The organism is Micrococcus sp., from assembly GCF_030523875.1.
In the GTDB taxonomy this organism is placed as follows: Bacteria; Actinomycetota; Actinomycetes; order Actinomycetales; family Micrococcaceae; genus Micrococcus.
Genome location: NZ_JAUNHR010000009.1, coordinates 31,105 through 44,077, shown reverse-complemented (window position 1 = coordinate 44,077; position 12,973 = coordinate 31,105). Strand labels below are relative to the sequence as shown.

14 protein-coding genes are annotated in these 12,973 nt (G+C 74.1%); 11 read left to right on the top strand and 3 right to left on the bottom strand.

The genetic code is table 11. The features are described 5' to 3' along the window. Positions 1-5 precede the first annotated feature (5 nt). The 3 genes from Q4D18_RS02540 to Q4D18_RS02530 form a co-directional block, all read right to left on the bottom strand. Entirely contained in the window at positions 6-278 is a 273-nt protein-coding gene (locus Q4D18_RS02540; RefSeq protein ID WP_303125465.1) for a hypothetical protein, read from the bottom strand. Continuing rightward, the gene (locus tag Q4D18_RS02535) at positions 275-1,858 is read right to left on the bottom strand and encodes an acyl-CoA carboxylase subunit beta (RefSeq protein ID WP_303125462.1); all 1,584 of its coding nucleotides are present in this window, start codon (positions 1,856-1,858) and stop codon (positions 275-277) included. The genes Q4D18_RS02540 and Q4D18_RS02535 overlap by 4 nt, the downstream gene beginning before the upstream one ends. A gap of 90 nt (positions 1,859-1,948) precedes the next feature. Then, positions 1,949-2,341: a DUF1622 domain-containing protein gene (locus Q4D18_RS02530; protein ID WP_303125459.1), complete on the bottom strand. Its 393-nt coding sequence runs from the start codon at positions 2,339-2,341 to the stop codon at positions 1,949-1,951. A gap of 129 nt (positions 2,342-2,470) precedes the next feature. Here Q4D18_RS02530 and Q4D18_RS02525 point away from each other — a divergent pair, with 129 nt between their 5' ends. From Q4D18_RS02525 to gatC, 11 genes are all read left to right on the top strand, one after another. Then, entirely contained in the window at positions 2,471-3,304 is an 834-nt protein-coding gene (locus Q4D18_RS02525; protein ID WP_303125456.1) for a biotin--[acetyl-CoA-carboxylase] ligase, read from the top strand. A 45-nt stretch (positions 3,305-3,349) separates the two neighbouring features. After that, positions 3,350-3,880 (top strand): PH domain-containing protein, encoded by a 531-nt coding sequence (locus tag Q4D18_RS02520; RefSeq protein ID WP_303125454.1) that lies wholly within the window; start codon positions 3,350-3,352, stop codon positions 3,878-3,880. Further along, positions 3,877-5,040 carry an adenylate/guanylate cyclase domain-containing protein gene (locus tag Q4D18_RS02515; protein ID WP_303125450.1) on the top strand — a complete coding sequence of 388 codons (1,164 nt, stop codon included), beginning with the start codon at positions 3,877-3,879 and terminating at the stop codon, positions 5,038-5,040. Before Q4D18_RS02520 ends, Q4D18_RS02515 begins: the two co-directional genes overlap by 4 nt. A gap of 12 nt (positions 5,041-5,052) precedes the next feature. Further along, entirely contained in the window at positions 5,053-5,823 is a 771-nt protein-coding gene (locus Q4D18_RS02510) for a PP2C family serine/threonine-protein phosphatase (RefSeq protein ID WP_303125448.1), read from the top strand. Positions 5,824-5,934: 111 nt separating this feature from the next. Then, positions 5,935-8,226 (top strand): NAD-dependent DNA ligase LigA, encoded by a 2,292-nt coding sequence (gene ligA, locus Q4D18_RS02505; RefSeq protein WP_303125473.1) that lies wholly within the window; start codon positions 5,935-5,937, stop codon positions 8,224-8,226. After that, entirely contained in the window at positions 8,223-9,158 is a 936-nt protein-coding gene (locus Q4D18_RS02500) for an inositol monophosphatase family protein (RefSeq protein WP_303125446.1), read from the top strand. The genes ligA and Q4D18_RS02500 overlap by 4 nt, the downstream gene beginning before the upstream one ends. After that, positions 9,155-9,664, top strand: a complete 510-nt coding sequence (locus tag Q4D18_RS02495; protein WP_303125444.1) for a hypothetical protein — start codon at positions 9,155-9,157, stop codon at positions 9,662-9,664. The genes Q4D18_RS02500 and Q4D18_RS02495 overlap by 4 nt, the downstream gene beginning before the upstream one ends. A gap of 95 nt (positions 9,665-9,759) precedes the next feature. Further along, positions 9,760-11,262 (top strand): GMC oxidoreductase, encoded by a 1,503-nt coding sequence (locus tag Q4D18_RS02490; RefSeq protein ID WP_303125443.1) that lies wholly within the window; start codon positions 9,760-9,762, stop codon positions 11,260-11,262. 26 nt (positions 11,263-11,288) lie between these two features. After that, a complete protein-coding gene (locus Q4D18_RS02485; RefSeq protein ID WP_303125442.1) occupies positions 11,289-11,960 on the top strand; it encodes a hypothetical protein in 672 nt (223 codons plus the stop codon). An 86-nt stretch (positions 11,961-12,046) separates the two neighbouring features. Then, complete coding sequence (locus Q4D18_RS02480) at positions 12,047-12,538, top strand: N-acetyltransferase (RefSeq protein WP_303125440.1); 492 nt, start codon at positions 12,047-12,049, stop codon at positions 12,536-12,538. Between the two features lie 137 nt (positions 12,539-12,675). Next, positions 12,676-12,972: an Asp-tRNA(Asn)/Glu-tRNA(Gln) amidotransferase subunit GatC gene (gene gatC / locus Q4D18_RS02475; RefSeq protein ID WP_303125438.1), complete on the top strand. Its 297-nt coding sequence runs from the start codon at positions 12,676-12,678 to the stop codon at positions 12,970-12,972. Position 12,973 lies beyond the last annotated feature (1 nt).

Below are 12,973 nucleotides of genomic sequence, written 5' to 3'. Positions count from 1 at the left end.
CCCGCTCATCGCCACCCCGCCGCGCGCCGCCACTGGTCCTGACCCGGCCGGGCCCACAGCCCCAGGTCCCCGCGGCGCAGGAGGGTGCGGTCGGGGCGCCGTAGGCGGCCCTGCCGGCCCGCCTGGGGGACCGCCGTGGCGCCCTGGGCGCGCATCTGGGCGAGCACCGCGGTCAGGGCGGCCATCTCCTCGGGTTCGAGCTGGGCGCCGTCGAGGCGGACGGGGTCGGGCTCCTCCTGCTCCCCGCGCGGGCGCGGGGTGTGCTGCGCGGTGCTCACAGCGGCATGTTCCCATGCTTCTTGGCGGGGCGGGCTTCGCGCTTGTGGTGGGTGGCCCGCAGCGCGCGCACGAGCTGCGCGCGGGTCTCGCGCGGCGGGACCACCGCGTCCACGTAGCCCAGGTCCGCGGCCTGGTAGGGGTTGAGCAGCTCCGCCTCGTAGTCCGCCACGATCTGCGCGCGGCGGGCCTCCACGTCCTCGCCCGCCTCCTCGGCGGCCTGCAGCTCCCGGCGGTACAGGATGTTGACCGCGCCCTGCGGACCCATCACGCCGATCTGCGCCGACGGCCACGCGAGGTTCAGGTCCGCGCCGAGCTTCTTGGAGCCCATCACGATGTATGCGCCGCCGAACGCCTTGCGAGTGATCACGGTGAGCTTCGGCACCGAGGCCTCCGCGTACGCGTAGATGAGCTTCGCCCCGCGGCGGATGATGCCGTTGAACTCCTGGTCCGTGCCGGGCAGGAAGCCGGGGACGTCCACCAAGGTGAGGATCGGGATGTTGAAGGCGTCGCAGAACCGCACGAACCGCGCGGCCTTCTCCGACGCGGCGATGTCCAGCGTGCCCGCGAGCTGCTGCGGCTGGTTGGCCACCACGCCCACGCTCATCCCGTCCATCCGGGCCAGGCCGGTGATCACGTTGGGGGCGTACATCTCCTGCAGCTGCAGCAGCTGCCCGTCGTCCACCAGCGCGGAGACCACCTCGAGCATGTCGTACGGCTGGTTCGCCGAGTCCGGGACGAGCGTGTCCAGCGCCTCGTCCTCCGCCGTCACCTCGAGGGACGCCGGCTCGAACGCGGGGGCCTCGGCCAGATTGTTCGAGGGCAGGAACTCCAGCAGGTCCTGCACGTAGGCGATCGCGTCCTCCTCGGAGGAGGCCATGTAGTGCGCGGTGCCGGAGGTGCTGTTGTGGGACCGGGCGCCGCCCAGGGTCTCCATGTCCACGTCCTCGCCCGTGACGGTCTTGATCACGTCGGGGCCGGTGATGAACATGTGGGAGGTCTGGTCCACCATCACCACGACGTCGGTCAGCGCCGGCGAGTACGCCGCGCCGCCCGCGGACGGGCCCATGATCAGGGAGATCTGCGGGATCATCCCGGAGGCCAGCACGTTGTTCCGGAAGATGTCCGCGAACTGCGCCAGGGAGGCCACGCCCTCCTGGATGCGCGCGCCGCCGCCGTCCAGGATGCCGATCACCGGGCACCCGTTGCGCGCGGCGAACTCCTGCACCTTCACGATCTTCTGCCCGTTGCGCTCGGACAGCGAGCCGCCGAACACCGTGAAGTCCTGCGAGTACACGGCCACCTGCCGGCCGTCCACCGTGCCGAAGCCGGCCACCACGCCGTCGCCCGCCGGGTGCCTGGCGTCCATGCCGAACGCGGTGGTGCGATGCGTGGACAGGGCGTCCAGCTCCACGAACGAGCCCTCGTCCAGCAGCAGGTCCACGCGCTCGCGGGCGGTGTGCTTGCCGCGGGCGTGCTGACGCTGCACGGCCGCGTCCCCGCCCGGGGCCGCGGTGGCCTCCAGCCGGCGGTGCAGATCGGCCAGCCGGCCGGCGGTGGTGCTGAGGTCGGGGTCGGTCACGCGATGCTCCTCGGGAAGGGGCGGCGGCCGGGTCCGGACGGGCCCGCCGCGGCGGTCTGATGGGAGGGGATGCGGGGTCTGGTGCGGCGGTCAGTCTACGTGGGCGGCCCGGGAGCGGGAGGGTCGATCGGGCAGCGCGTCCTCGTCCCGGGCCATGATCTCCTGCTGCTCGGCGATCTCCTTGGCGAGGAAGTAGTTCAGCGCCGTGCGGATGGCGGCGATGGCCGCGAGGCGCCCGATCATGTCCCACGTGGGGGCCACGGCGGTGGCCAGCACGTCCGCCGCCAGCTGGAACTCCAGGGCCAGGGCGAGGGCCCGGCCGAGGGCGATCCGCGCCCGGGTCATCCCGTGCCGGTCCCCGCCCAGCCAGCCGCGCACCAGCAGGGCGACGGCCACCGCGGCGCCCACCGCCACGGCGGCGGCGCCCAGGGACTCCACCACCAGGATCACGACGCCGATCACGGCCTGGATCGTCTCCTCCACGGGGCACCTGCTTCCGCTCGTCCGAGCCCCGCGCGGACGCCCGGGGACGGGCCGAGGATACGCCCGTGCCGCAGGGGCGGACCGTCCGGGTGCGACGCGCCCGCCCCGCGGTCCGCTATACCTGGAGGAATGGGACGACTCAGGTGGCTGGACTCCGTGGACTCCACACAGGACGCGCTGCTGCGTCTGCTCCCCGGGGCGGTGAGCCCGCCGGGGCCGCCCGGCGCGACGCCGCACCCCGGCCACGGCGATGCGCTCGCCACCGCGGACCAGCGGTCCGGGCGCGGACGCCACGGACGGGTCTGGGAGGCTCCTCCGGGCACGTCCCTGGCCCTGTCTGTGCTGCTGCGGCCGGCCGGTCCCTCCGGCCCGCTGGCCCCGGCCCACTGGAGCTGGCTCTCCCTCGTGGCGGCGTCGGCGGTGGCCGGACTTCTCGCGGACCGGGGCGCCCCCACGCACGTGAAGTGGCCCAACGACGTCCTCGCCGAGGACGGGCGCAAGCTGTGCGGCGTGCTGGCCACCGTGGCCCCGGGCGGCGGCGTGGTGGTGGGCACGGGCGTGAACCTGGCCTTCCCGGATGGGCCCCCGGCCCCCACCGCCACCGCGCTCGCCGACTGGGTCCCGGCCGCCGCCGTGCCCTCGCCGCAGGCCCTCGCGGAGGAGCTGCGCACCGCCGTCGTGACCGCCGCGGACGCGTTCGCCGCGGCCCTGGACGGAGTCGCCGACCCCGTGGACGGGACCCACCCCGCCGTGGCCCCCGTGGCGGCGCGGCTGAGCACGCCCGGGCGGGCCGTGCGGGCCGAGCTGCCGGACGGCACGGTGCTCGAGGGGGAGGCCGTGGGGCTGGGTCCCGGAGGCCTCCTGCGGGTCCGGACCGCCGCCGGGGGCCGTGAGACACTGGAGACCGAGATCAGCGCCGGCGACGTGGTCCACCTGCGGGGTGACGTGCGCCGGAGCCGGTGACGCCCCACGGGCGCCCGGCACGGACAGTCCCGGAGGTGGACGAGGATGCGGCTGGAGCCCGGCGAGCAGGTGGTGGTGCGCACGCGCCGCCATCCCCGCGCGCTCCTCGGCGCCGCCTCCGCCCTGGTGGCCACCGCCTTCCTGCTCGGCCTGGCGCGGGGCGTGCTGGCCCGCCCGGACCTGCCCGGCGTCGTGGACCGGGCCGCCCCGTGGCTGGACACCCTCCTGTGGGCCGCGGCCGCGCTGGCCGTCCTGCTGGGCACGCTCCGTCCCCTGCTGCGCTGGCTGACGGGCCGCACCGTGCTCACCACCGCACGCCTGATCCGCCGCACGGGCCTCGGCGGCGGTCCGGACGGCGCCATGCCGCTGGTGGCCATCGCGGACGTGGAGCGCCGCGGCCGCGGCGCGGGCGCCGGCGACCTGCTGGTCCTGTTCCAGGACCCGATCCGGCAGGTGTACTGGCGCCTCACCGATGTCCCCGAGGCCGCCCGCTTCGAGGAGCTGCTCGCCGAGACCACCCGCCGGGCCCGGACCGTCTCCCGGCCTGCCGCCGACCTGGGGGGAGGACCCCGATGACCCGCCACCGCCCCGACCCGGCGACCCCCGCCACCGCGCCCCTGCCCGTGGTGCCCTCGCCGGACGGCCCCCGCGCCGCCGCCGGGCGTCCCCGCCGCACGCCCGCCCCCGTCACCCAGCCCGGCTGGACGAGCGCCATGCGCACCCTCGACGCGGGCCTCGTGGTGGGACCGCGCGCCTTCTCCCGGCGCGAGGCCGCCCGCCGGCTAGGGATCTCCGCCGGTGCCGCCCGGCGGATCTCCCGCGCCCTGGGCTACCCGGACGTGCCGGATGAGGAGACCGTGTTCTCCGAGGAGGACCTGGACGCCTTCGACTCGGTCCTGCAGCTGGTCCGCGAGGGCACCCTCAACGAGGAGACGGCCGTGTCCCTGGCCCGCTCGGTGGGCCAGATGACGGACCGCATGGTGGTGTGGCAGATCGAGGCGCTGGTGGAGGACCAGATCGCCTCGGAGGGCAGGACGGACCCGGAGGCCCGGCGGGCCGCCGTCGACCTGCTGCCCGAGATCATCACCCCGCTGGAGAAGGTCATGCGCGTGGTCTACCGGCGCCAGCTCAACAACGCCGTGCAGCGCCTGACGGTGCGCGTGGAGGCGGGCCTGGCGGCGTCCGAGCAGGGCCGGGAGGGCTCCGAGGACGACGCGCCGCTGCCCCTGGCCCGCGCGGTCGGGTTCGCGGACATGGTCTCCTACACCACGCTCTCCCGGACCATGGACGAGAGGACGTTGGCCCGCACCGTCCAGCGCTTCGAGTCCAAGGCCGCCGAGATCATCGCGGCCGGCGGCGGCTGGCTCGTGAAGACCGTCGGGGACGAGGTGCTGTTCAACGCGGAGACCCCGGAGGCCGGAGCGGAGATCGCGCTGGCGCTCTCCGACGCCATGGCGGCGGACAGGGAGCTGCCCTCGGCCCGGGTGTCCCTGGCGTGGGGGCGCGTGCTCTCCCGCCTGGGGGACATCTACGGGCCCACCGTGAACCTGGCCTCCCGGCTGACGTCCCTGGCGGATCCGGGTACCGTGCTCGTGGACGCCATGACCGCGGCCGCCCTCTCCGAGGACGAGCGCTTCGTGCTCGTCCCGCAGCCGCCGCGGATCGTCCGGGGGTTCGGAGAGGTCCGCCCCTCCCTCCTCATGAACGGCTCGGCGCAGCCCCTGATCACCGACTGAACCCGAGGTCCCATGAGCGAGCAGCCGACCACCGGCGCGGGCACGTCCGCGCAGCCCGAGGCGGTGGCGGTGACCCACGTGGGAGCCGTCCGGGAGCTGAACGAGGACTCCTGGGCCGTCGTCGGCGATCCGCTGCTGCTGGCCGCCGTGGCGGACGGCATGGGCGGTCACGAGGCCGGAGAGGTGGCCTCGGCCGCCGCGGTCGAGCTGCTCGAGCGGCGTGCGCCGGAGGTCCTCGCCCCGGGCACGGCGCACACGCCCCAGGAGTTCGGGGCCCTGGTCCACGAGGCCAACGCCGCGGTCATCGAGGCCGGCGGGGGCCGCTCCGGCACCACCCTCACCGCCCTGGCCTGCCTGGACGTGGAGCGCGGCCGCTGGGCGGTCGCCAACGTGGGCGACTCGCGCGCCTACCTGCGTCCCGTGGGCGCTCCCGTGCTCCAGCAGCTGACCGTGGACCACTCCGCGGTGCAGATGATGGTGGAGGCCGGCGAGCTGACACCGGCGGAGGCACGCGTGCACCCGCGCCGCAACGTCATCACCCGCGCCCTGGGCTCGAGCCACGCCCTCACGGTGGACGTGGCCGAGATCGACCTCGCCCCCGGGGACCGCGTCCTGCTGTGCAGCGACGGCCTGACCGGGGAGCTGCTGGACGAGGAGGTCCGCGCGATCCTCGACGACGCCGGCTCGCTCTCCGAGGCTGCCGAGCGGCTCGTGGAGGCGGCGCTGTGGCGCGGCGGGCGGGACAACATCACGGTGGTGCTGGTCGAGCTGCCGCGGCCCTGATGCCGTGTCCGGGACCGCCGCTAGGCTGACCCGGTGAGCACCGTAGACCAGGCCCCGGCCGAGGGCCCCGCCGACCACGTCCCCGCCGAGGAGCAGGTCCCCGAGCAGGGCCTGCGCGAGCGCTACGACGCGCTCGTGGAGCAGGTCCGCGCCGCGCGCGTGGCCTACTACCAGCACGACGCGCCCGAGCTCTCCGACGCCGAGTACGACCGGCTCTACCGCGAGCTCGAGGACCTCGAGGCCCTGCACCCGGAGCTGGTCTCGAACGACTCGCCCACCCAGGAGGTCGGCGGCGAGGCCTCCGAGGCGTTCGCCCCCGTCACCCACGGCACCCGCATGTACTCGCTCGAGGACCTGTTCTCGCCCGAGGAGCTCGAGGTGTGGTTCCTGCGCGCCGCCGGCGCCCTGACGGAGGTCCGCCCGGGCCGGACCCCGCGCTGGCTCGTGGAGGTCAAGATCGACGGCCTCGCGGTGGCCCTGCGATACCGCGGCGGACGCCTGGTGCAGGCGGCCACGCGCGGCGACGGCGTCACGGGCGAGGACGTCACCCGCAACGTCCTGACCATCCAGGACGTCCCCCAGCGCCTGTCGGGGGAGGGCTGGCCCGAGGAGTTCGAGGTGCGCGGCGAGGTGTTCATGCCGTCGCAGGCGTTCGCCGAGCTCAACGAGCGGCGTGCCGAGGAGGGGCTGCCGCCCTTCGCGAACCCGCGCAACGCCGCCGCCGGCGCGCTGCGCCAGAAGGACCCGGCCGTCACGGCGCAGCGGCCGCTGAGCATGTTCGTCCACGGCATCGGCTCCGTGGAGGCATTCGGCCTGGACTCCCAGCAGGAGGCCTACGACGCGCTGGCCGGGTGGGGCCTGCCCGTGAGCCCCTACACCCGCGTCGTGGAGGGCGCGGACGAGGCGGCGCTGGCGGACGTCGTCGCGGTGATCGAGGAGTACGGGCGGCGGCGGCACGATCTGGTCCACGAGATCGACGGGATCGTGCTGAAGACGGACGCGTTCGCCGACCAGCGCTATCTGGGGCACACCTCCCGTGTGCCGCGGTGGGCCGCGGCGTACAAGTACCCGCCGGAGGAGGTCCACACCCGGCTGCTGGACATCACGGTCTCGGTGGGCCGGACCGGCCGTGTCACCCCGTTCGCGATGATGGAGCCGGCTCGGGTGGCCGGGTCCACCGTGGCCATGGCCACCCTCCACAACCAGGATGTGGTCAAGGCCAAGGGCGTGCTGATCGGGGACATGGTGGTGCTGCGCAAGGCCGGGGACGTCATCCCGGAGGTGGTGGGCCCGGTGCTGCCGATGCGCGAGCGGCTGAGGGCCGAGGGCGTGGAGCTGCGCGAGTTCGTCATGCCGTCCGACTGCCCCTCGTGCGGCACGCCCCTGGCCCCCGCCAAGGAGGGGGATGTGGACCTGCGCTGCCCCAACGCGCGCAGCTGCCCCGCCCAGCTGGCCGGGCGCGTGGAGCACCTGGCAGGCCGGGGCGCGTTCGACGTCGAGGCGCTCGGCGAGGAGGCCGCCCGCTGGCTGGTGAACGGCCCCGGCCCCGATCCGGCGGAGAACGAGGGGCGGGTGGTGCCCGAGGGTGCCGGGCCGATCACGGCCGAGGCGCAGGTGTTCGACCTGGCCTCCGGCACCCCCGAGGAGATCGTCGGCCCCCGCGGCGAGGACGGACTGACGGACGCCCAGCGCGCCCTGGGCGAGGTGCGCGTGTGGCGCGAGGGCCGGACCAAGGTGGACGGGCGCATGGTGCCGTCCGGGGTGTGGTCCCTCAAGCCGTACTTCTTCACCACGGGCACCGCGAAGCGGCCCTCGGCCCCCACGGCCAACACCCTGCGCCTGTTCGACGAGCTCGAGAAGGCCAAGTCCCGGCCGCTGTGGCGCGTGCTCGTGGCGCTGTCCATCCGGCACGTGGGTCCGACGGCGGCCCGCTCCCTGGCCACCGCGTTCGGCTCCATGACGGCCCTGCGCGCGGCCGCCGAGGGCGGGGAGCGCGAGCGGCTGGCGGAGATCGACGGCGTCGGCCCGACCATCGCCGACGCCCTCATCGAGTGGTTCGCCCAGGACTGGCACCGCGAGATCGTGGACCGCTGGGCCGCGGCCGGCGTGCGCATGGAGGACGAGCGGGACGAGTCCACCCCGCGCACCTTGGAGGGCGTGACCGTGGTGGTCACCGGCTCGCTCGAGGGCTTCTCCCGCGACTCCGCGAAGGAGGCGATCCTGATGCGCGGAGGCAAGGCGTCCGGCTCCGTGTCCAAGAAGACCCACTTCCTCGTGGCGGGGGAGTCCGCCGGCTCCAAGCTGGACAAGGCCGAGCAGCTCGGGGTGCCCGTGCTGGACGAGGACGGGTTCGTGCGTCTGCTCGCCGAGGGGCCGGCGGCGTTCGCGGGGGAGGACGCGTGAGCGCCGCCCCCGCGACGACGCCCGCCGGGCTGCTGGTGGTGGCCAGGGCGGCCGCGCGCGCCGGTGCCGACGTGCTCGGCGAGCGCTGGGCCGGCCACCACCCGGCGGTGCCGCTCACGCAGGGCCAGCTCGGCGCGGACACCAAGTCCTCCGGCTCGGACTGGGTCACGGACTACGACCGCCGCGCCGAGGACGCCGTGCGCCGCGTGCTCGTCGGCTACCGCCCGCACGACGAGCTGACGGGCGAGGAGCACGGCGCCACCGTGCCCGCCGAGCCCTCCGGGTACCGCTGGTCGATCGACCCGCTGGACGGCACCACGAACTTCATCTGCGGCCTGCCGCAGTTCTGCACGTCCGTGGCCGTGGCGGGCCCGCTCGACGCCGCCACCGCCGCCGCCCTGCGCGAGCGCGGCGCGCCCGCCCGGGAGGGCGAGGAGCGCTGGCTGGCGGGCGCCGTCGTCGCCCCGGGGCTGGGGCGGACCTGGTATGCCTCCGCCGACGGCGGGGCGTTCAGCACCGTGGACGCCTCCACCGCGGGCGTGCACGCCCCGGACCGCGGGGCGCCCGTGCCGCTCACCGGACCCGTGCCCGGGCGCTCAGGGCGGCTCCTCGCGACGGGCTTCGGGTACCAGCCGGAGCGGCGGCGGCTGCAGCTGGACGCACTCGAGGCGCTGTTGCCGGGCTTCGGGGACGTCCGTCGGATCGGCTCGGCCGCGCTGGACCTGTGCATGGTGGCCGACGGCACCCTGGACGCCTACGCCGAGTACGGCACGCAGGAGTACGACTGGGCGGCCGGTGCGCTGATCGCCGAGGAGGCCGGCGTGCCCGTCACCCGTCCCGCCTCCGGCGACGGCACCGCCCACCCGGACTGGATGGTGGCCGGGGACGTGGACCCCGCGGCCCTGGCCCGCGCGCGGGAGGCGGTGGCGTGAGGCGGCTGCTCGGCCACCCGTGGGCCTACCCGGCGGTCTTCATCAGCGCGGGGATCGCGTTCACGATCTGGGGCACCGCGCAGCAGAATGCGGCCGTGATCGTGTCCGCGGTGCTGATGGTCCTGCTGATGCTCCCGTACCTGCGCGCCACCCGCGTGCGCTCGCGGCCCTTCGCGCAGGCGCAGGGCACGGTGGACGCGGGCGGCGTGGTGGTGTTCTGGAGGCCGGGCTGCCAGTACTGCATGACCCTGCTGAAGGTCCTCAGCCCCGAGGAGCGGGACCGCGTGCACTGGGTGAACATCTGGCAGGAGCCGGAGGCGGCCGCCGCCCTCGAGGCGCTGCACGCGCGCCGGGACGGGCACCCCCACCAGGCCGTGCCGACCGCCTGGACCCGCCGCCGCGACTGGGTGGTGGCCTCCGAGGCGGACCGGGAGCGGCTGCGCGAGCGGCTACGCCGGCCGGGGGAGAAGGCGACGAGCTCGCGATCGCGGCAGGGGCACCATTAAGTACGCGCTAGGATGTGGCGCGGGGCGATGTTCGGTGTGTGACCCCGTGCCTGACGCCTCGGCCCTCTTCCACCCCGTCATTCAGGAGTCAGTTCATGCCCTCTGTCGCCATCATCGGCTCCGGCTACGGCGGCGCCGTCGCCGCACGGCACCTCACCGCCCGCGGGGTCAGCGTGGACCTCATCGAGATGGGTGCCGATTGGGACGCCATGCCCCCCAAGTCCAACGGCAAGGTCTTCGACAAGATGTCCGCGCCGACGGCGCGGTCCATGTGGTTCAAGGACCGCACGGACATGCCCTTCGCCTACCTGGGCGGCTACGACCTGGTCAACCGGAGCATCCCCCGCGGCGCGGGCGTGCTGGACGTGGAGCGCTTCGACGAGATGAAGGTCTACGTCGGCCGCGGCGTGGGCGGCGGCTCCCTGGTCAACGGCGGCATGGCCGTGACGCCCGGTCGCTCCTACTTCAGCCGGGTCCTGCCCCAGGTCGACGGCGACGAGATGTACTCCACCTACTATCCACGGGCGAACGCGGCCCTGCAGGTGGCGGCTCCGCCCGTGGACATCCTCGGCACGGCGGAGTACTACCAGTACGCGCGGACCTCGGCGCGGCACGCCACGGCCGCCGGCTACGACGTGGTGGGCGTCCCGAACGTCTACGACTGGGACCACATGCGGCGTGAGCACGTCGGATACCGCGGCGCCGTGCGCTCGGCCCTGGACCAGGAGGTGATCTTCGGCAACAACCACGGCAAGCGCAGCCTGCCGCGGACGATCCTCGCCGCCGCGCGGGCGACCGGCCTGGTGAACGTCATCCCGTTCACGGAGGTCACCCGCATCGTGCAGGCCCGCACGGGCTACGCGGTCTCCTTGAAGACCATCGACTTCCAGGGCAACGTCGTCGGCCAGCGGGTTGCGACCTACGACAAGGTGATCCTGGCAGCGGGGTCCCTGGGGACCACACGACTGGTGGCGCGGGCCCAGGCCCAGAACGACATTCCCGGTCTGGCAGACAACGCCGAGATCGGCCTGGGATGGGGGCCGAACGGGAACACCATGCTCGCTCGGCGCCACGGCGACCGGACCAACACCCTCCAGTCCGGGATGCCTGCGCTCGGCATCCGGGCATGGGACGACTCGGACACGGCTGTGTTCGCGGAAATCGCCCCGTTCCCCACCGGCCTGGAGCTGAACACCAGCGTCTACCTCGCCATCACCGGCAACAGCCGCCTGTCCACCTTGAAGTGGGATGCCACCCGTGGCCTGGTGAACACCTGGACCGCGGCGGACAGCGCGCCGTCCGTGGCCGCCGTCAGGGCGGTCTTCGACCGCATCAACGCCGCCGTGCCCGGCTCGTCGTATCGGACGGATCTCTTCGAGGAGGAGAAGTCCTTCACGGACTACTTCACCTACCACCCGCTCGGGGGCATGATCCTCGGCAAGGCGACGGATCTCAACGGCGAGGTCAAGGGAGCTCCGAACCTGTTCGTCGTCGACGGCTCTCTCGTGCCCGGGCGCATCGGCGTCAATCCCTTCGTCACCATCACGGCGCTCGCCGAGCGCAACATGGACAAGCTGGCCGCCGCCGGGCGCCTGTGACCGCAGCAGTGCAGAGGAGTCTCACCATGGAGAGCATCACCCCCGTCACGACCACCCCGGCAGCGGTCTCCCGTCGCGTCGTCGTCCAGGCCTCGGCCTGGGGAGCTGCAGCGATCAGCGTGGCCGTGGCTGCGCCGGCCACCGCGGCCTCCGCGGTCCCCGAGGGTCCAGGAGACCTGGCCGTCCAGCTGCTCGACCCGTCTGTGGACCCGGTCACGTGGGCCTACATCGAGGACCAGCCCGTCTACGCCTTCAACTCGAACACCGTCCGATTCCGGGCCTCGGCACCGGCGGCCATGGTGATCACCAACAACGGCCCGGGCGCGGCGGTGAACCCGACCGGCACTCTGGACGCCGTCATGTGGAACTACGACTACGACGCCCGTTCGTCATCCGTGAACTACACGCTGCTCAGCTCCCCCGCGCCCGAGATGACCTTCAGCCCGCAGGGCCGGGCCGCCCGTTCGTGGACCTGGACCTATGCCGGCTCCCTCCTGCCCGGCCAGTCGGTCAGCGTCCCCCTGCGGTACGAGGTGGGATCCGCCCTCGGCTCGATCATCACCGCGGCGTTCAGCCAGTACCGGTACAACCTCTTCATGTCCGCCACGGTGATCGACCCGATCACGGGGGACACGAACGACACCTCGGAGAAGGTCGCCTACTTCGACGGCACCCATAACGTCGAGGGCGAGTACTGACCGTGTCCGCGGGGGCACCGGGGTCCGAACGTGCCACGCATGGCGCCCCCCTCATCCGCCCCCTCCGCCCGGAGGATCACGGCGCCGTGGCCGAGCTGATCCTCGCCGCCTACGACGCCGGCGGCCACCTCGAGGAGGACGAGCCGTACCGGGCGATCCTCGCCGACGTGGCCTCCCGCGCGGCCCTGGCCGAGATCCTCGTGGCCGAGGTGGACACCGACGCCGGCCCCCGCGTGGGCGGCAGCGTGGTGCTCGCTCCGCCCGGCTCGCCCCTGCAGGAGACCGCCCGAGAGGAGGAGTACGAGTTCCGCATGCTCGCCGTGCACCCCGACCTGCACCGGCGGGGGATCGCCCGCGCGCTGCTGGCCGCCGTCGTCGAGCGCGCCCGTGCCATGGAGGGGGTGCACGGCGTCGCGCTGACCACCATGGTGTCCATGGGCGAGGCGCACCGCCTCTACGAGGCAGCGGGGTTCGTGCGTGCCCCCGAGCGGGACTGGATGCTCTCCGCGCTGCTCCCGGACCTGCCCCCGGAGGAGGACAAGGGCCCGTTCATCGTCTACGTGCTGCCGCTGGACTGACCCCTCCCGCCGCGGACGCGGGGCGGCACCGGGACGGAGCCGCGTCCGGGCGGCGCACTAGACTCGGGTCCGACCCGACGCCCGTCCGCGCCCCGCGCGGCACCGGGCCCGTCCACAGAACCCCGCGAAGGAGATCCATGCCTGAGATCACCCGGGAGCAGGTGGAGCATCTGGCCCGCCTGGCCCACATCCGGATGACCGAGGAGGAGCTGGACGCGATGTCCGGCGACCTCGAGCAGATCCTGGAGCACGTCTCCCAGGTGCAGGCCGTGGCGGGCGAGGACGTGGCGCCCACGTCCCACCCCATCCCGCTGGAGAACGTGTTCCGCGAGGACGAGCCCACCGGCATGCTGACGCAGGACCAGGCCCTGGACCAGGCGCCCGCCGCCGAGGACGGCATGTTCAAGGTCCCCGCGATCCTGGACGGAGAGTGAC

Excerpts from the sequence above, each read along its gene's own strand:
- Q4D18_RS02515 (WP_303125450.1), top strand. The coding sequence starts at position 3,877 with ATGACCCGCCACCGCCCCGACCCGGCGACCCCCGCCACCGCGCCCCTG.
- Q4D18_RS02525 (WP_303125456.1), top strand. The coding sequence starts at position 2,471 with ATGGGACGACTCAGGTGGCTGGACTCCGTGGACTCCACACAGGACGCG.
- Q4D18_RS02510 (WP_303125448.1), top strand. The coding sequence starts at position 5,053 with ATGAGCGAGCAGCCGACCACCGGCGCGGGCACGTCCGCGCAGCCCGAG.
- Q4D18_RS02490 (WP_303125443.1), top strand. The coding sequence starts at position 9,760 with ATGCCCTCTGTCGCCATCATCGGCTCCGGCTACGGCGGCGCCGTCGCC.
- Q4D18_RS02520 (WP_303125454.1), top strand. The coding sequence starts at position 3,350 with ATGCGGCTGGAGCCCGGCGAGCAGGTGGTGGTGCGCACGCGCCGCCAT.
- Q4D18_RS02485 (WP_303125442.1), top strand. The coding sequence starts at position 11,289 with ATGGAGAGCATCACCCCCGTCACGACCACCCCGGCAGCGGTCTCCCGT.
- gatC (WP_303125438.1), top strand. The coding sequence starts at position 12,676 with ATGCCTGAGATCACCCGGGAGCAGGTGGAGCATCTGGCCCGCCTGGCC.